Source organism: Caballeronia sp. A2-2, from assembly GCF_057612605.2.
The window spans coordinates 3,423,223-3,441,140 of the sequence record NZ_CM172587.1 but is presented as its reverse complement, the minus strand read 5'-3'; the positions used below and the strand labels follow the sequence as shown (position 1 = coordinate 3,441,140).

Genomic DNA, 17,918 nt, shown 5'->3' with positions numbered 1-17,918 from the left:
AGACGAAAGAGAAGGACCAGCATGCTACTCGCACTCGCGCAATGGCTCCAGAATGACGCCAGCTTCATGCGCGTGTTTACCTACATCACGTTCCGCGCCGTGGGCGCCACGGCGACGGCGCTGTTCATCGGCCTCGTCTGCGGACCGTGGGTCATTCGCAAACTGACGCTGTTGAAGGTCGGTCAGGCCGTGCGCAAGGACGGCCCGCAGACGCACCTCGTCAAATCCGGCACGCCGACCATGGGCGGCGTCCTCATTCTGATCGGCATCGCGGTGTCCACGTTGTTGTGGGCCGATCTGAGCAATCGTTTCGTGTGGATCGTCATGCTCGTGACGTTCGGCTTCGGCGTGATCGGCTGGGTCGACGATTACCGCAAGGTGGTCTACAAGGACCCGCGCGGCATGTCGTCGCGCGAGAAGTATTTCTGGCAATCGGTGATCGGTCTGTTCGCGGCGGTGTATCTCGCGTTCAGCGTGTCGGAAGCGAGCAATACGCGCGTGTTCGACCTGTTCATGGCGTGGGTGCGCAGCGGCTTGTCGATGGGCCTGCCCGCGCGCGCCGACCTGATGCTGCCGTTCCTCAAGTCGATCAGCTATCCGCTCGGCGTGTGGGGTTTCATCGCGCTGACCTATCTGGTGATCGTGGGCGCGAGCAACGCGGTGAATCTCACCGATGGTCTCGATGGCCTCGTCATCATGCCGGTGGTGCTGGTGGGTGCGTCGCTCGGCGCGTTTGCCTATGTCATGGGCAGTTCTGTGTATTCGAAGTATCTGCTGTTCCCGCATATCGCCGGTGCGGGCGAGCTTTTGATCTTTTGTTCCGCAATGGGGGGCGCGGGACTCGCGTTCCTCTGGTACAACACGCACCCCGCGCAAGTCTTCATGGGCGATGTCGGCGCGCTGGCGCTCGGCGGCGCGCTCGGGACCATCGCGGTGATCGTTAGGCAGGAAGTGGTGCTGTTCATCATGGGCGGTGTGTTCGTCGCGGAAACGCTGTCGGTCATGCTCCAGGTGTTCTGGTTCAAGTTCACCAAGCGGCGTTACGGCGAAGGCCGGCGCTTCTTCAAGATGGCGCCGCTGCATCACCACTACGAGTTGTCTGGGTGGACCGAGACGCAAGTGGTGGTGCGCTTCTGGATCATCACGTTGATGCTGTGCCTGTTCGGTTTGTCGACGCTCAAGTTGCGTTGATTCTCGTAGGTCTGCTCCGCAGTTTTTTTGGGTTTAGGGAAAGGTAAAGCGATGTTCGGCGAGAAGTTTTCCGGTCGGCAAAGTCCGATGGTGCTGGTGCTTGGACTGGGTGAATCCGGTCTGGCGATGGCGCGCTGGTGCGCCAGGCACGGCTGCCGCCTGCGCATCGCCGATACGCGCGAGACTCCGCCGAATCTGTCCGAACTCGCCATCCACAAGATCGATGCGGATTTCGTCGGCGGCGCGTTTTCGCCTGCGTTGCTGGATGATGGAATCGAACTCGTGGCGATCAGTCCGGGTTTGTCGCCGCTCGCGCCGGAACTGGCACCGCTGATTGCATCGGCGAAAGAACGCGGCATTCCGGTTTGGGGCGAACTCGAACTGTTCGCGCAGGCGCTCGCGGGGCTCGGCGCGAACGGTTACATGCCGAAGGTCATCGCGATCACCGGCACGAACGGCAAGACCACGACGACCGCGCTCACCGGCTTGCTTTGCGAACGCGCGGGCAAGACGGTGGCGGTCGCGGGCAACATCAGCCCGGCCATGCTCGACAAGCTCACCGAAGCCATCGATCAAACCGCGCTGCCGGATGTCTGGGTGCTCGAACTTTCCAGCTTCCAGCTCGAAACCGCGCACAGCTTCGCGCCGGATGCAGCCGCGGTGCTGAACATCACGCAGGATCATCTCGACTGGCACGGCGGACTGGATGCCTACGCCGCCGCGAAGGGCCGCATCTTCGGGCCGCGTACCGCGCGCGTCGTGAACCGCGACGACAACCGCACGATGAAACTCGCGCAAAACGTCGCGCAGGATCGCGTCGTGACGTTCGGGCTGAACGAGCCGCTGCATGTCGGCGATTACGGCCTGCTGCGCGACAACGGCATGCAATGGCTGGTCGAAGGCATCGATCAGGATGCGTCGCACGAACCCGCACCTTCGCGTCGCCGCAAAGTGGAAGTGGGTGAACCGAACGTCGTGTCGAAGCGCCTGATGCCCGTCGATGCCTTGCGCATCCGTGGCCTGCACAACGCGGCGAACGCGCTGGCGGCGCTCGCGCTTTCGCGTGCCATCGGGCTGCCGCTGGCGGCATTGCTGCACGGTTTGCGCGAGTATCGCGGCGAGCCGCATCGCGTGGAAGTGATCGCGCAGATCGAAGGCGTGGACTACGTGGATGACAGCAAGGGCACGAATGTCGGCGCGACCGTCGCCGCACTCGATGGCCTCGCGCAACGCGTCGTGCTGATCGCCGGTGGCGATGGCAAAGGTCAGGACTTCTCGCCGCTCGCCGCGCCTGTTTCGCGTTGGGCGCGCGCGGTCATGCTGATCGGCCGCGACGCAGCGCGCATTCGCGAGACGCTGGCATCGACGGGCGTCGCGCTCGAAGACCACGCCACGCTCGAAGAAGCCACGAGCGCCGCCGCCCGTATCGCCGAACCGGGCGATGCCGTGTTGCTCTCGCCCGCGTGCGCGAGTCTCGACATGTTCAAGAACTATGCACATCGCGCCGACGTGTTTCGCGGCGCGGTCGAAGAAATCGCCGCCGCGCGGGGAGTGATGCTATGAGCTGGCTGGATCGCATGGGATCGAAGCTGACCGGGAAGCAGAACATCGTGCCGCACGACTCGCTCGCCGGCCGCACCGATGCCAACGCGCGCATGCGTCGCGGGGAACGCGCGGGCGGCATTTCGAGCGCGGTGAACGGCGTGCGTCCGGCGCGCTCGCGCATGCTCGATTACGACTATTCGCTGCTGTGGGTGACCGTCGCGCTGCTGGGTCTGGGCGTGGTGATGGTGTATTCCGCGTCCATCGCCATGCCGGATTCGCCGAAGTACGCGTCGTATCGCGATTACCACTTTCTGGTGCGTCATCTTATTTCCATCGCCACCGCGCTGGTTGGCGCGGTCATCGCGTTCAAGATTCCGATCAAGACGTGGGAGAAGTGGGCGCCAAAGCTCTTTCTCGCGGCGCTTCTGTTGCTGATCGTGGTGCTGATTCCGCATATCGGCAAGGGCGTGAACGGCGCGCGGCGCTGGATTCCGCTTGGCATCACGAACATGCAGCCGTCGGAAATCATGAAGCTCGCGGTGACCATCTACGCGGCGAACTACACCGTGCGCAAGCAGGAATTCATGCACAGCTTCGGCAAGGGCTTTCTGCCGATGGCGGTCGCGGTCGGCGCGGTCGGCGCGCTCTTGCTGCTCGAACCGGACATGGGCGCGTTCATGGTGATCGCGGCTATCGCCATGGGCGTGCTGTTCCTCGGCGGCGTGAACGGCAAGCTGTTCGGCGGGCTGGTGGCGACGGCGGTCGGCACCTTCGCGCTGCTCGTGTGGGCGTCGCCGTGGCGTCGTGAGCGGATCTTCGCTTACCTTGATCCGTGGGACGACCGTTACGCGCAGGGCAAGGCGTATCAGTTGACGCACTCGCTGATCGCGTTCGGGCGCGGCGAGTGGTTCGGCGTCGGGCTCGGTGGCAGCGTCGAGAAGCTTAACTATTTGCCGGAAGCGCATACCGACTTCATCCTCGCGGTGATCGGCGAGGAACTCGGTTTCGTCGGCGTGATCTGCGTGATTTTGCTGTTTTACTGGATCGTGCGCCGCGCGTTCGAGATCGGCCGTCAGGCGCTCGCGCTCGATCGCACGTTCGCGGGGTTGATGGCGAAGGGCGTGGGCATTTGGTTTGGCGCGCAGACTTTTATCAACATGGGCGTGAATCTCGGGCTGTTGCCGACCAAGGGTCTTACGTTGCCGCTGGTCAGTTATGGCGGCTCGGGCATCTTGCTGAATTGTGTCGCGCTGGCCGTGTTGCTGCGCGTGGATTATGAGAATCGCGTCTTGATGCGCGGAGGAAAAGTATGAGCGCGCAAGGCAACCGCACGCTGATGGTCATGGCGGGAGGCACCGGAGGGCATGTCTTTCCGGGGCTGGCGGTCGCCCATTGGATGCAGGCGCGCGGCTGGCGCGTGGTGTGGCTCGGCAACGCGGCGGGCATGGAAGCCACGCTCGTGCCGAAGCACGGCATTCCGATGGAGTACGTACGCTTCGGCGGCGTGCGCGGCAAGGGCATCAAAACCAAGCTGATGCTGCCGGTCAACTTGCTGCGCGCGTGCTCGCAAAGTCTCGCCGCGTTGCGTCGCGTGAAGCCGGACGTGGTGCTCGGCATGGGCGGATACATCACGTTTCCGGCGGGCATCATGACGAAGCTGGCGGGTTGCCCGCTCGTGCTGCACGAACAGAATTCGATTGCGGGACTCGCGAACAAGGTGCTCGCGCATCTCGCGAAGCGTGTGTTGGTCGCGTTCCCGAATGCTCTGCCGAATGCCGAATGGACCGGCAATCCGATTCGTGCGGAACTAACCAGCGCATTGCCACCCAAAGAACGCTACGCCGCGCGCATGGGCAAGTTGAACGTGCTCGTGGTCGGCGGCAGTCTGGGCGCGGCGGCGTTGAACGAAACCGTGCCGAAGGCGCTTGCCATGCTCTCGATGGATGAGCGGCCGCGCATCGTGCATCAGGCGGGCGCGAAGCATATCGATGCGCTTCAGGCGAATTACGCGGCGGCGGGTCTCAACGTCGGCGATGACTTGCAACTCGTGCCGTTCATCGACGACATGGCGAAAGCGTACGCCGCCGCCGATCTCGTCATTTGCCGCTCGGGCGCGATGACCGTCTCGGAAATCGCGGCGGTCGGCGTGGCCGCGCTTTTCGTGCCGTTTCCGTTCGCCGTCGACGATCACCAGACGACCAACGGCGCGTTCCTCGCGAAGAACGGCGCGGCTGAATTGATACAACAAAAGGATCTATCGGCGCCAAAGCTCGCCGACTGGTTGCGCGCTCAGTCGCGCGCGTCGCTCGCCGAGATGGCCGAGCGTTCGCGCGCACTCGCGAAGCCGGACGCAACGGAACGCGTTGCGAGCATTTGCGCCGATGTGGCCGGCGCGCGTTTCGATGCGCAAGCCAGGGAGGCACATTAATCATGAAACACATCGTCAAGCATATTCATTTCGTCGGGATCGGCGGCGCGGGCATGAGCGGCATCGCCGAAGTGCTGTTGAATCTCGGCTATCACGTGAGCGGTTCGGACCTCGCCAACAACGCGGTCACGGAGCGCCTCAAGGCGCTCGGGGCGCGCGTGGAGGTCGGGCATCACGAGCACAACATCGAAGGCGCGAACGCGGTGGTGGTTTCGACCGCCGTGCGTCCGGATAACCCCGAAGTGCTGGCCGCGCGTCAACGGCGTGTGCCGATCGTGCCGCGCGCGGTCATGCTCGCGGAACTCATGCGGCTCAAGCAGGGCATCGCCATTGCAGGGACGCACGGCAAGACCACGACGACTTCGCTCGTCGCGAGCGTGCTGGCGGCGGGCGGGCTCGATCCGACCTTCGTGATCGGCGGACGGCTGAACAGCGCGGGCGCGAATGCGCGGCTCGGCACGGGCGATTTCATCGTCGCGGAAGCGGATGAATCGGATGCGTCGTTCCTCAATCTGTTTCCGGTGATCGAAGTCATCACGAACATCGATGCCGATCACATGGACACCTACGGCCACGACTTCGCGCGGCTCAAGCAGGCGTTCATCGAGTTCACGCATCGGTTGCCGTTCTATGGCATCGCGGTGCTGTGCGTGGACGATCCGAACGTGCGCGAAATCCTGCCGTTCGTGTCGAAGCCGATCATCCGCTACGGGCTGGGCGCGGAAGCGCAAGTCCGCGCGGTGAACGTCGAACCGCGCAACGGCCGCATGCACTTCACGACGCTGCGTGAAGATGCGCCGCCGCTCGATATCGTGCTGAACCTGCCGGGCACGCACAACGTGCAGAACGCGCTCGCGGCAATCGCGATTGCCACCGAACTTGAAGTGGCCGATGCCGATATTCAACGCGCGCTCGCCGAATTCAACGGCGTGGGCCGCCGCTTCCAGCGTTATGGCGAAGTCACGCCGGGCAATGGCGATGGCGCGTACACGCTGATCGACGATTACGGGCATCACCCGGTGGAAATGGCGGCGACCATCGCGGCGGCGCGTGGCGCGTTTCCGGACCGTCGGCTTGTGCTGGCGTTCCAGCCGCATCGCTTCACGCGCACGCGCGACTGCTTCGAAGATTTCGTGAAGGTGCTGTCCACGGTCGATGCGCTCGTCCTCACCGAAGTCTATGCAGCGGGCGAAGCGCCCATCGTCGCGGCAGATGGCCGGGCGCTGGCACGCGCGATCCGCGTGGCGGGCAAGGTCGAGCCGGTGTTCGTCGAAACGGTCGATGAAGTCCCCGAAGCCGTCACCACGCTTGCGCGCAATGGCGATGTGGTGATCGCGATGGGCGCAGGTTCCATTGGCGGCGTATGCGGAAAGCTGGCGAACAGCCAGCCTCAGTAAGAGCAGAACATGAGCAATCAGGTGAAACAAATCGATCCTAAAGTCTTCGGCAAGGTCGCGGTGCTGCTGGGCGGTCATTCCGCCGAGCGCGAGGTGTCGCTCAATTCCGGGCGGCTCGTGCTCGAAGGTCTGCGCGAAGCGGGCATCGACGCGCATCCGTTCGATCCGGCCGAGCGGCCGTTGTCGGATCTGAAGGCGGAAGGGTATGAGCGCGTGTTCATCGCGCTGCATGGCGGGTATGGCGAGAACGGGCAATTGCAAGGCGCGCTCGATTTCTACGGCATTCGTTATACGGGCAGCGGTGTGCTCGGCTCGGCGCTCGGCATGGACAAGCTGCGCACCAAGCTCGTGTGGCAGCAGACCGGCATTCCGACGCCGCCGTTCGAGACCGTCTATCGCGGCGAGGATTACGACGCGCGGGCGCAGGGCATCGTGGCGAAGCTCGGGTTGCCGTTGTTCGTGAAACCGGCGACGGAAGGATCGAGCGTCGCGGTCATCAAGGTGAAAAGCGCGGATGCACTCGTGCCCGCGCTCGAAGAAGCGGCGAAGTTCGACAAGATCGTGATCGTCGAGAAAAGCATCGAAGGCGGCGGAGAGTACACGTGCTGTATCGCGGGCGAGCTTGATTTGCCGGTCATCAAGATCGTGCCGGCGGGCGAGTTCTACGACTACCACGCGAAGTACGTCGCCAACGACACGCAATACCTGATTCCGTGCGGCCTGCCGGCAGCCGAAGAAGCGCGCCTGAAGCAACTGACGCAACGCGCGTTCGACATGCTCGGCTGCACCGATTGGGGCCGCGCCGATTTCATGATGGACGCAGACGGCAACCCGTACTTCCTCGAAGTGAACACGGCGCCGGGCATGACGGATCACTCGCTGCCGCCGAAGGCCGCGCGGGCGGTGGGCATCAGCTACAAGGACTTGGTAGTGCAAGTGTTGGCGCTGACGCTGAAAGACCAGGGCAAGAACTAACGCAAGCACGTCACAACAGGACACGACGATACGATCTATGTGGAACAACGTTCGCCAGATGAACCTCGCCTCGAGCGCGCTGCACGCCATCTTCGTGCTGGCGCTCCTCGGCGCCGCAGGTGTCTATGCGATCCAGCGTCCCGAGTTTCGTCTGCGTCAGATTCAGATCGACGGCGACACGCAACACATCAACACGCCGACGGTGCGCGCGGGCGTCGTCGGACATTTGAAGGGCAACTTCTTCACGGTCGATCTCGACGCGGCGCGCGCCTCGTTCGAGCAGATGCCGTGGGTGCGTCATGCGAGCGTGCGCCGCGTCTGGCCGAACGCGCTGGCGGTCACGCTCGAAGAGTACAAACCGCTCGGCACGTGGGGCAACGATCAACTGGTGAGCGTGGAAGGCGAACTGTTCACGGCCAATCAAGGCGAACTGGACGACGACCTGCCCGCGTTCGACGGCCCTGAAGGCACCGCGAAGGAAGTCGTCGCGCGTTATCACGATTTCGAGAAATGGTTCGCGCCGCTCGACGCGAAGCCGGAGGAAGTCACGTTGTCGCCACGTTTCGCGTGGACCGTGAAGCTTTCCAACGGCACGCAGATCGAACTGGGCCGCGACCGCGATCAGGACACGCTTTTCGACCGGACCAAACGCTTCGTCGCGTCATGGCCGTCGGTCACCGGGCGGTGGGGGAAAGACATCGAATATGCGGATTTGCGTTACCCGAACGGCTTTGCCATACGAGCCGCGAACATGCGGTTCATCAACGACACCGATAAGGCCAAGAAGTAAGCAGACATCACGGGCATGAGCACGCTATGAGCAAAGACTACAAAGACCTGCTGGTTTCCCTCGACATCGGAACGTCGAAGGTGGTCGCGATCGTCGCCGAACTGAAGGGCGAGGGCCACTACGAGGTGATCGGACTCGGTCAGGCCGATTCGAAGGGGCTTAAGAAAGGCGTCGTGGTGAATATCGAGGCCACGGTGCAGTCCATCCAGCGCGCGCTCGAGGAAGCCGAGCTGATGGCGGACTGCAAGATCACGAACGTCTTCACGGGCATCGCGGGCAGCCATATCCGCAGCTTCAATTCGAGCGGGATGGTCGCGATCAAGGACAAGGAAGTCACGCAGACGGACGTGGCGCGCGTGATCGAGACCGCGAAGGCGATCAACATTCCGACCGATCAGCAAGTGCTGCATATCCTGACGCAGGAATTCATCATCGACGGTCAGGAGGATGTGCGCGAGCCGATCGGCATGAGCGGTATCCGGCTGGAAGTGAAGGTGCATATCGTCACGGGCGCGGTGAGCGCGGCGCAGAACATCGTCAAGTGCGTGCGGCGCTGCGGGCTCGAAGTGAACGATCTGATTCTGCAACCGCTGGCGTCGTCGCTGGCGGTGCTCACGGAAGACGAGAAGGAACTCGGCGTGGTGCTCGTCGATATCGGCGGCGGCACGACGGACATCGCCATCTTCAGCGAAGGCGCGATTCGTCACACGGCCGTGATCCCGATTGCCGGCGATCAGATCACGAGCGATGTCGCCATGGCGCTGCGCACGCCAACGCCGGATGCGGAAGACATCAAGGTGAGTTATGGCATCGCCAAGCAAGGGTTGGCCGATCCGGACGAGATGATCGAAGTGCCGGGGCTCGGCGAACGCGGTCCGCGCACGTTGTCTCGGCAAGCGTTGGCGGCGGTGATCGAGCCGCGCGTGGAAGAACTGTTTTCGCTGGTGCAGCAGGTCGTGCGCGAGTCGGGCTACGAAGAACTGCTGTCGAGCGGCGTCGTGCTCACCGGGGGCGCGGCGATGATGCCCGGCATGGTCGAACTGGGGGAGGACATCTTCTTGAAGCCGGTGCGCATTGGCGTGCCGGAGTATGCAGGCGGTCTCGCGGACGTAGTACGTAACCCGCGCTATTCGACTGCAATGGGACTGCTTGCAGAAGGGCGGTCCCAAAGAATGCGCGGCCGAAAGGTCGCCGTGCAGAACGGTTCCATGGGACAAGTTTTTTCTCGCATGAAAGACTGGTTTCTTGGAAACTTCTGAAGCAGCAAAGTGACACAAGCAGTACGAACTAAAAAAACAACGCGCTCAAATATAATTCGCACCGGTAACGGCGGCTGGTGGGCGATGAGGGGTTGCCCGATCTTTCATCGAATAACGCCGATCTTCATTCTTGACGGAGGCAACATGGATTTCGAAATGCTGGAAACGGAAACCAACGGCACGATCATCAAGGTCGTGGGTGTTGGTGGCGCAGGCGGTAACGCTGTTCAGCACATGATCAACCGGGGGGTGCAGGGTGTCGACTTCATCGTGATGAACACGGACGCGCAAGCGCTCGCCCGTTCACGCGCGCCGGCAGTTCTGCAGTTGGGGATGAGCGGTCTTGGTGCTGGTGCCAAGCCGGAGAAGGGTAAGGAAGCAGCGGAAGATGCGCGCGAGCGTATTGCCGATGCATTGCGTGGCGCGCACATGGTGTTCATCACCGCGGGCATGGGCGGCGGCACGGGCACGGGCGCGGCGCCGGTGGTCGCGCAGATTGCCAAGGAAATGGGCATTCTCACGGTCGGCGTGGTGAGCAAGCCGTTCGAGTTCGAAGGCGGCCGCCGCATGCGCGTGGCCGAAGCCGGTTCGCAACAACTGGAAGATCATGTCGATTCGCTGATCGTCGTGCTGAACGACAAGCTGTTCGACGTGATGGGCGACGACGCCGAGATGGACAAGTGTTTCCAGTGCGCGGACGACGTGCTGAACAACGCTGTCGCGGGCATCGCTGAAATCATCAATGTGGATGGTCTGGTCAACGTCGACTTCGAAGACGTGAAGACCGTGATGGGCGAGCAAGGCAAGGCGATGATGGGCACGGCGACGGTGGCCGGTGTCGATCGCGCGCGTCTGGCGGCTGAACAGGCGGTGGCAAGTCCGTTGCTCGAAGGCGTGGATCTGTCGGGTGCGCGTGGCGTGCTGGTGAACATCACGTCGAGCCGTTCGCTGCGTCTGTCGGAAACGCGTGAAGTGATGAACACCATCAAGTCGTATGCAGCCGACGATGCAACCGTGATCTTCGGCGCCGTGTACGACGACGCAATGGGCGATGCCCTGCGCGTGACGGTGGTGGCAACGGGTCTGGGCCGCGCGGCGAAGAAGCAGCAGCAAACGCCGATGACTCTGCTGCGCACGGGCACCGACAATCAGCCGGTTGCACACGCGCATGCACACGCTCATCACGCGTCGCACAATACGTATGCTTCGCAGCATGGTCAGGCGACCACGGACTACAACCAGCTCGATACGCCGGCAGTGTGGCGCTCGACGCGCGAGACCGCGGCATCGCATGTGCAGGCGTTGCAAGAGAAGGGCGTGGATACGTATGACATTCCGGCGTTCCTGCGCAAGCAAGCGGACTGAGGGCATCGCGCGCTATTTGGTGTTGAAATAGCGACAGGCGATGCTCACCGTGAGCGAACGCTGAACGCCTGACGCGACGAACCAGGTTTCGCGTGGGGCGACTGTCCAAGGCCGCGTCCGATGAAGTCGAAGAACGGACGCCAGGCCGTGGCCAGCCGACCCCCACGAATTTGCTCCTGACGTCGAGGAAGGCAAAGTGAAACCAGCTCGTCGGGTTGCGCGCCGTGAAGTTCACGGGACAATGCAATCGCAAGGATGCCGCGAGCGCTGACAGGGAAGGACCGAGCATGATCAAAGTGGGTGACACGTTGCCGGACGTGCGTCTCTTCGAGTTCATCGAAGAGGCCACCGAAGGCTGCGCCGTGGGACCGAACGGGTTCTCGGCGCGCGAGCGAACAGCAGGCAAGCGCGTGGTGATCTTCGGATTGCCGGGCGCGTTCACGCCGACCTGTTCCGCCAGACACGTGCCGGGCTTTGTCGAGGCGGCAGCGGATTTGTCCGCCGCCGGCATCGATGAAGTCTGGTGCGTTTCCGTCAACGACGCGTTCGTCATGAGCGCGTGGGGACGCGATCTTCAAACCGCGGGCAAGGTGAAGATGATCGCGGATGGCAGCGCGCGTTTCGCCCAGGCACTCGGACTGGATCAGGATTTGACCGAGCGCGGCATGGGAATCCGTTCCCAGCGCTACGCGATGGTGGTCGATAACGGCGTGGTCAAGACGCTGAACGTCGAAGCACCCGGCAAGTTCGAAGTCAGCGATGCGCGAAGTATTCTGGCGACGTTGAGCTGATTGCAGCGGCGTTCCGTTGCCTCGTTGCAACGGTTCAGGCGCCCTCGTTTTCAGCGGCAACTTTGGGCCGATGACCGGAAATGCCTCCATTCCGGCCATCGGCCCGTTCTGCTTCATTTTTCTGTCACGGCCGCGTAACACCGGGAAACAGTTGATACGTCCCGGTTCACGACGTGCTGCAACGAATGGAGTATACTTTGGCCTATTAGGATATATTGCACGATTGATTTCCTTTATAGGGAAGCTTAATCGGAAAAACAAAATCATGTTGAAGCAGCGAACAATCAAGACCATCGTCAAAACCGTGGGAATCGGGCTCCACTCAGGCCGCAAGGTCGAGTTGACGCTGCGTCCTGCGCCGGCGGGCACGGGCATCGTGTTTTCGCGTGTCGATCTGCCGACGCCGGTGGATATCCCCGCATCGGCCATGGCGATCGGCGATACGCGGCTCGCATCCGTCCTGCAGAAGGACGGCGCGCGCGTGTCCACCATCGAGCACTTGATGTCGGCTTGCGCTGGCCTGGGCGTCGACAATCTGTATGTCGATGTAACGGCCGAAGAAATCCCCATCATGGATGGCAGCGCGGCTTCGTTCGTGTTTCTGATTCAATCGGCGGGTATCGAAGAGCAGAACGCGCCGAAGAAATTCATCAAGGTGACGAAGCCGGTCGAAGTGCGCGATGGCGACAAGTTCGCGCGGCTCGATCCGTATTTCGGCTTCAAACTTAGTTTCACCATCGATTTCCGTCATCCGGCGGTCGACAAGACCGGCCAGGCGCTGGAAGTCGATTTCGCGTCCACGTCGTATGTGCGTGACATCGCGCGTGCGCGCACGTTCGGTTTTGCGCATGAAGTCGAGATGATGCGTGAACTGGGTCTCGCGCGCGGCGGCAGCATGGATAACGCCATCGTGCTGGACGAATACCGCATTCTGAACAACGACGGCCTGCGCTACGACGACGAATTCGTGAAGCACAAAATGCTCGACGCAATCGGCGATCTTTACGTCGTCGGTCATCCGCTGCTGGCGTCGTACAAGGCGTACAAGGGCGGCCACGCGATGAACAACATGCTTCTGCGCGAGTTGTTGGCGCATGAAGAATCGTACGAGATCGTCACGTTCGACGACACGCAGAAAGCGCCACGCGGTTTTGGTTTCGACACGCAGACGGCGTTTGCCTGATTGCTGAAAAGCGATACGCAGTAAAAAATGAGCGGCCCGCGCCGCTCATTTTTTTTGCGTCTTCGTTTGATGACGCGCAGCCATTTTTGCAAGCGCTTCCTGAAGCGGCGATGGCGCGAGCGTTTCCGCCAGATCGTGCAGCGCCGATGCACCCGCCGCCGACATGCGCGCCTGTTTGGGCGGCAGTTCTTCCTTCATCGGCTGCGGCCGCACGCGGATTCTCAGCGAATCCACAGCCCAGCCGCGCTGCTGAAGATCGGCAAGCAGGCGCGGCTCGATATGCCGCAAACGCGCCGCGAGCGCGTTATGCGCGGCGAACAGCGCCAGTACGCCGTCCTTGATGAACCCCGGCTCCACGTTCGTCGCCAGATAATCCGGCAGCAGCTTGTTCAGATCGCGCTGCAACGCCGCCACTTGCTCCACGCCCGAACGCAACGCCTGATACGCGTCCGTCCGATCGAGCACGTCCGCGACGGCCTGCGGGCGGCGCGGATCGAACTTCTGCGGCGAGTATCTTGAATTAGAGAAAAAGCGGCTCATTTTTTTACGTGGCGAACGCCTGACGTGACCGGCCGATTGTATCGCGCGCTCGCTGCATTCCGAGCGGAGAAACGCTTTCCTTTCAACCGTTTGACTGTCGCGCTGCGCCGACGCGCTCGGGCCCATGACGACGTAAGGCCTGCCGGGCTTGCGTGCTAAAATTCCCGATTCGATTTCACCCAAATGGACTTAAGTCGCCGAGGTTCTCCGACTGCGGTTGCATCGAAAAATGCACCCCGCCGAAGCCGCGACGCAGACACTGATCCGATGACGACCGGTTTCCTTCAGAAGATTTTTGGCAGCCGCAATCAGCGGCTGGTCAAGCAGTACCAAAAGACCGTTGTGGCGATCAACGCCCTCGAGCCGACCGTCGAGAAGTACTCGGACGATCAGTTGCGCGCGAAGACGGATGAGTTCCGTCAGCGCGTCGCCGGCGGCGAATCGCTCGACGTGATCCTGCCTGAGGCTTTCGCCGTCTGCCGCGAAGCAAGCAAGCGCGTCTTGAAAATGCGTCACTTCGACGTGCAGCTAATCGGCGGCATGGTGCTGCATTACGGGAAGATCGCGGAAATGCGCACGGGCGAGGGCAAGACCCTCGTCGCCACGCTCGCCGCGTATCTGAACGCGCTGTCGGGCCGCGGCGTGCATGTGGTCACGGTGAACGATTACCTTGCGCAGCGCGATGCCGAATGGATGGCGCGTCTCTACAACTTCCTGGGTCTGTCCTGCGGCGTGAATCTCTCGCAGATGGGCCACGAGCAGAAGCAGGAAGCCTACGCTGCCGACATCACCTACGGCACGAACAACGAGTTCGGCTTCGACTATCTGCGCGACAACATGGTCTACGAGCCGACCGCGCGCGTGCAGCGGCCGCTCAACTTCGCGGTCGTCGACGAGGTGGACTCCATTCTTATCGACGAAGCGCGTACGCCGCTCATCATCTCCGGTCAGGCCGAGGATCACACCGATCTCTACGTGCGCATGAACGCGCTGCCGCCGCTGCTCGAACAGCAGATCGGCGAGGAAAAGGCGGACGGCACGGGCGTCGAAAAGCCGGGCGATTACACGCTGGACGAGAAAGCGCGTCAGGTGTTTCTCACCGAATCGGGTCACGAGAAGGCCGAGCGTTTGCTCGCCGAGTGGGGCTTGATCGGCGAGGGCGAAAGTCTTTACGCGCCGCAAAACATCACGCTGATGCACCACGTGTATGCCGCGCTGCGCGGGCATACGTTGTTCCATCGCGATCAGCATTACGTCGTGCAGAACGGCGAAGTCGTCATCGTCGATGAATTCACGGGCCGCATGATGACCGGCCGCCGCTGGTCGGATGGCTTGCATCAGGCCGTCGAAGCGAAAGAGCACGTGCAGATTCAGAGCGAGAATCAGACGCTCGCTTCCATCACGCTGCAAAACTATTTCCGCATGTACGCGAAGCTGTCCGGCATGACCGGCACGGCGGATACCGAAGCCTACGAATTCAACGAAATTTACGGGCTGGAAACGGTCGTTATTCCGACCAACCGGCCGCCGAAGCGCGTGGACAAGCAGGATCAGATCTACAAGACGTCGAAGGAACGGTATGACGCGGTGATCCGCGATATCCGCGAATGCGTGGAACGCGGCCAGCCGACGCTCGTCGGCACGACATCGATCGAAGCGTCCGAACTGCTGTCGGGCTTGTTGACGAAAGAAGGCGTGCGTCACGAAGTGCTGAACGCGAAACAGCACGCGCGCGAAGCGGCCATCGTCGCCGAAGCGGGACGGCCGAGCGCCGTGACCATCGCGACGAACATGGCCGGTCGCGGCACGGACATCGTGCTCGGCGGCAACGTCGAGAAGCAGGCGTCGTTCATCGAAGCGGACACGGCGCTGTCGGATGCCGACAAGGCCACGCGCATCCAGAAGCTGCACGACGAATGGCAGACGCTGCACGATCACGTCAAGGCGGCGGGCGGGCTGCATATCATCGGCACCGAACGGCACGAGTCGCGCCGGATCGACAACCAGTTGCGTGGACGCGCGGGCCGTCAGGGCGATCCGGGTTCGTCGCGTTTCTATCTGTCGCTGGACGATCCTTTGCTGCGCATTTTCGCGGGCGATCGCGTGCGCGCGATCATGGACCGTCTGCGCATGCCGGAAGGCGAGCCGATCGAAGCGGGCATGGTCACGCGTTCGATCGAAGGCGCGCAACGCAAGGTGGAAGCGCGCAACTTCGATATTCGTAAGCAATTGCTCGAATACGACGATGTCTCCAACGATCAGCGTCGCGTGATCTATCAGCAGCGCAACGAGTTGCTGGAAGCGAACGACGTGCAGGAAACCATCGCGGCGATGCGCCAGAGCGTGATCGGCGACGTGGTGCGCACGTTCGTGCCGGCGGGCAGCATCGAGGAGCAGTGGGAAGCGCCGGAGCTTGAAGAAGTGCTGCGTAACGACTGGTCGCTCGATCTCGCCGTGCAGGAGATGATCAACGAGTCGAACTCCATCGACGCCGAGGAAATTTGCGAAGCCGTGCTTGCCGCCGCCGACGAAGCGTACGAGGCGAAGGTCGCGCTCGTGGGCCGCGATTCGTTCAGCGCATTCGAGCGCTCGATCATGCTGCAAACGCTCGACACGCGCTGGCGCGAGCATTTGGCCGCGCTGGATCATTTGCGTCAGGGCATCCATTTGCGCGGCTATGCGCAGAAGAATCCGAAGCAGGAATACAAGCGTGAAGCGTTCGAACTGTTCGCTGCCATGCTCGATTCGATCAAGCAGGAAGTCACGCGCGTCGTGATGAACGTGCAGATCCAGTCGCCGGAACAGCTCGAACAGGCCGCCGAGGAGTACGAGGAAAAGGGCAGTCACCTCGAAAACGTCTCCTTCACGCACGCGGACTTCAGCGCGCCAGCCGCCGCGCCCACGCCGCAAGTCGCGGCCGCCACCGCCGCCGCGCAGATGGTCAGTCAGGCGATGGCCACGGCAGGCGACGATATCGGCGTCGCCACGCACGCCGGCGAAGACGTGCCGAAGGTCGGCCGCAACGACCCGTGCCCGTGCGGCAGCGGGAAGAAGTACAAAAACTGTCACGGCAAGCTGTCTTAATACGTATGCCGGCATGAACGACGAGCGACGCAGCAATGCGTCGTTTGTCTTTGCAGGTCTCATTTCCACGATGTGCCGGCCCGTCCGGCACGCGCCACCTCTAGCTGAGTCGCTACCATGGCCGTCAATTTTCCCTCCATCGATCCCGCGAAACTCCATCCCGTTGCCGGCGTCACGCTGGGCTGGGCCGAGGCGAACATCCGCAAGCCGAACCGCAAAGACGTGCTCGTGATTCGCGTCGATGAAGGCGCGACGGTCGCGGGCGTGTTCACGCAAAACCGTTTTTGCGCCGCGCCGGTCACGGTCTGCCGCGAGCATCTCGCGGCGGCGGGCAGGGGCGGGAAGGGCATCCGCGCGCTCGTCGTGAATACGGGTAACGCGAACGCGGGCACCGGCGAGCCGGGCATGGCGCACGCGCGTGAAACGTGCGTGGAACTGGCGCGTCTCATGAGTTTGGATGCGCAGCAAATCCTGCCGTTTTCGACCGGCGTGATTCTCGAACCGTTGCCGGTCGATCGTCTGAAAGCGGGTTTGCCTGCCGCGCTCGCAAATCAGCAGGCTGCGCACTGGTTCGACGCCGCGCAGGCCATCATGACCACGGATACGCTGCCTAAAGCCGTGTCGCGTCAGGTGACCATTGACGGGCACGTCGTCACGATGTCCGGCATCAGCAAAGGCGCGGGCATGATCCGCCCGAACATGGCGACCATGCTCGGCTTCCTCGCCTTCGATGCGAAGGTCGCGCAACCGGTGCTCGACGAACTGGTAAAACACGTCGCGGACCGCTCGTTCAACTGCATCACCATCGATGGCGATACGTCGACGAACGATTCATTCATCCTGATCGCGTCGGGCAAATCCAGCCTGCCCGCGATCACTTCGACGGATTCGCCCGGCTACACCGCATTGCGCGATGCCGTCACCGAAGCCGCGCAAGAACTCGCCCAACTGATCGTGCGCGACGGCGAAGGCGCGACCAAGTTTATGACCGTGACGGTAGAAGGCGGCAAGAACGCGGCGGAATGCCGTCAGATCGCGTATGCAATCGGTCATTCGCCGCTCGTGAAGACGGCGTTCTACGCTTCGGACCCGAACCTCGGGCGCATTCTCGCGGCAATCGGCTATGCGGGCGTGACGGACCTCGACGTCAACAAGATCGATCTCTATCTCGACGATGTGCTGGTCGCGAAAGCGGGCGGGCGCAACCCCGACTACAAGGAAGAAGACGGCCAGCGCGTGATGAAGAAAAGCGAAATCGCGATCCGCGTGCTGCTCGGACGCGGCGACGCGCAAGCGACCATCTGGACCTGCGACCTCTCGCACGACTACGTGAGCATCAACGCCGACTATCGTTCGTGATGGCGGCGCGC

The 17,918-nt window shown here is 62.4% G+C and carries 14 protein-coding genes; 13 read left to right on the top strand and 1 reads right to left on the bottom strand.

The genetic code is table 11. The features are described from left to right. Window positions 1-21 precede the first annotated feature (21 nt). The 11 genes from mraY to lpxC all read left to right on the top strand — a co-directional run bounded on the left by mraY (window position 22) and on the right by lpxC (window position 12,924). Window positions 22-1,191 carry a phospho-N-acetylmuramoyl-pentapeptide-transferase gene (gene mraY, locus ACZCWR_RS16245; RefSeq protein WP_487301742.1) on the top strand — a complete coding sequence of 390 codons (1,170 nt, stop codon included), beginning with the start codon at window positions 22-24 and terminating at the stop codon, window positions 1,189-1,191. Window positions 1,192-1,242: 51 nt separating this feature from the next. Further along, window positions 1,243-2,754 carry a UDP-N-acetylmuramoyl-L-alanine--D-glutamate ligase gene (murD, locus tag ACZCWR_RS16240; protein WP_487301741.1) on the top strand — a complete coding sequence of 504 codons (1,512 nt, stop codon included), beginning with the start codon at window positions 1,243-1,245 and terminating at the stop codon, window positions 2,752-2,754. After that, window positions 2,751-4,049, top strand: coding sequence for a putative lipid II flippase FtsW (gene ftsW, locus ACZCWR_RS16235; RefSeq protein WP_487301740.1), 1,299 nt, complete (start codon window positions 2,751-2,753; stop codon window positions 4,047-4,049). Before murD ends, ftsW begins: the two co-directional genes overlap by 4 nt. Next, complete coding sequence (murG, locus tag ACZCWR_RS16230; protein WP_487301739.1) at window positions 4,046-5,164, top strand: undecaprenyldiphospho-muramoylpentapeptide beta-N-acetylglucosaminyltransferase; 1,119 nt, start codon at window positions 4,046-4,048, stop codon at window positions 5,162-5,164. Before ftsW ends, murG begins: the two co-directional genes overlap by 4 nt. A 2-nt stretch (window positions 5,165-5,166) precedes the next feature. After that, a complete protein-coding gene (murC, locus tag ACZCWR_RS16225) occupies window positions 5,167-6,561 on the top strand; it encodes a UDP-N-acetylmuramate--L-alanine ligase (RefSeq protein ID WP_487301738.1) in 1,395 nt (464 codons plus the stop codon). A gap of 21 nt (window positions 6,562-6,582) precedes the next feature. Further along, window positions 6,583-7,536, top strand: coding sequence for a D-alanine--D-alanine ligase (locus ACZCWR_RS16220; RefSeq protein ID WP_487303353.1), 954 nt, complete (start codon window positions 6,583-6,585; stop codon window positions 7,534-7,536). Window positions 7,537-7,573: 37 nt separating this feature from the next. Next, window positions 7,574-8,326: a cell division protein FtsQ/DivIB gene (locus tag ACZCWR_RS16215; protein WP_487301737.1), complete on the top strand. Its 753-nt coding sequence runs from the start codon at window positions 7,574-7,576 to the stop codon at window positions 8,324-8,326. A gap of 26 nt (window positions 8,327-8,352) precedes the next feature. Further along, entirely contained in the window at window positions 8,353-9,585 is a 1,233-nt protein-coding gene (ftsA, locus tag ACZCWR_RS16210; RefSeq protein WP_487301736.1) for a cell division protein FtsA, read from the top strand. Window positions 9,586-9,729: 144 nt separating this feature from the next. Beyond that, window positions 9,730-10,950, top strand: a complete 1,221-nt coding sequence (gene ftsZ, locus ACZCWR_RS16205; protein WP_487301735.1) for a cell division protein FtsZ — start codon at window positions 9,730-9,732, stop codon at window positions 10,948-10,950. A gap of 287 nt (window positions 10,951-11,237) precedes the next feature. Beyond that, window positions 11,238-11,741, top strand: coding sequence for a redoxin family protein (locus ACZCWR_RS16200; protein WP_487301734.1), 504 nt, complete (start codon window positions 11,238-11,240; stop codon window positions 11,739-11,741). A gap of 265 nt (window positions 11,742-12,006) precedes the next feature. Then, a complete protein-coding gene (lpxC, locus tag ACZCWR_RS16195; protein WP_487301733.1) occupies window positions 12,007-12,924 on the top strand; it encodes a UDP-3-O-acyl-N-acetylglucosamine deacetylase in 918 nt (305 codons plus the stop codon). A gap of 45 nt (window positions 12,925-12,969) precedes the next feature. Here the strand turns inward: lpxC and ACZCWR_RS16190 are convergent, their stop codons facing one another. After that, window positions 12,970-13,464, bottom strand: a complete 495-nt coding sequence (locus tag ACZCWR_RS16190; protein ID WP_487301732.1) for a DciA family protein — start codon at window positions 13,462-13,464, stop codon at window positions 12,970-12,972. 267 nt (window positions 13,465-13,731) lie between these two features. Here ACZCWR_RS16190 and secA point away from each other — a divergent pair, with 267 nt between their 5' ends. Both secA and argJ read left to right on the top strand, forming a co-directional pair. After that, window positions 13,732-16,548 carry a preprotein translocase subunit SecA gene (secA, locus tag ACZCWR_RS16185; protein WP_487301731.1) on the top strand — a complete coding sequence of 939 codons (2,817 nt, stop codon included), beginning with the start codon at window positions 13,732-13,734 and terminating at the stop codon, window positions 16,546-16,548. 117 nt (window positions 16,549-16,665) lie between these two features. Next, entirely contained in the window at window positions 16,666-17,907 is a 1,242-nt protein-coding gene (gene argJ, locus ACZCWR_RS16180; protein WP_487301730.1) for a bifunctional glutamate N-acetyltransferase/amino-acid acetyltransferase ArgJ, read from the top strand. Window positions 17,908-17,918 lie beyond the last annotated feature (11 nt).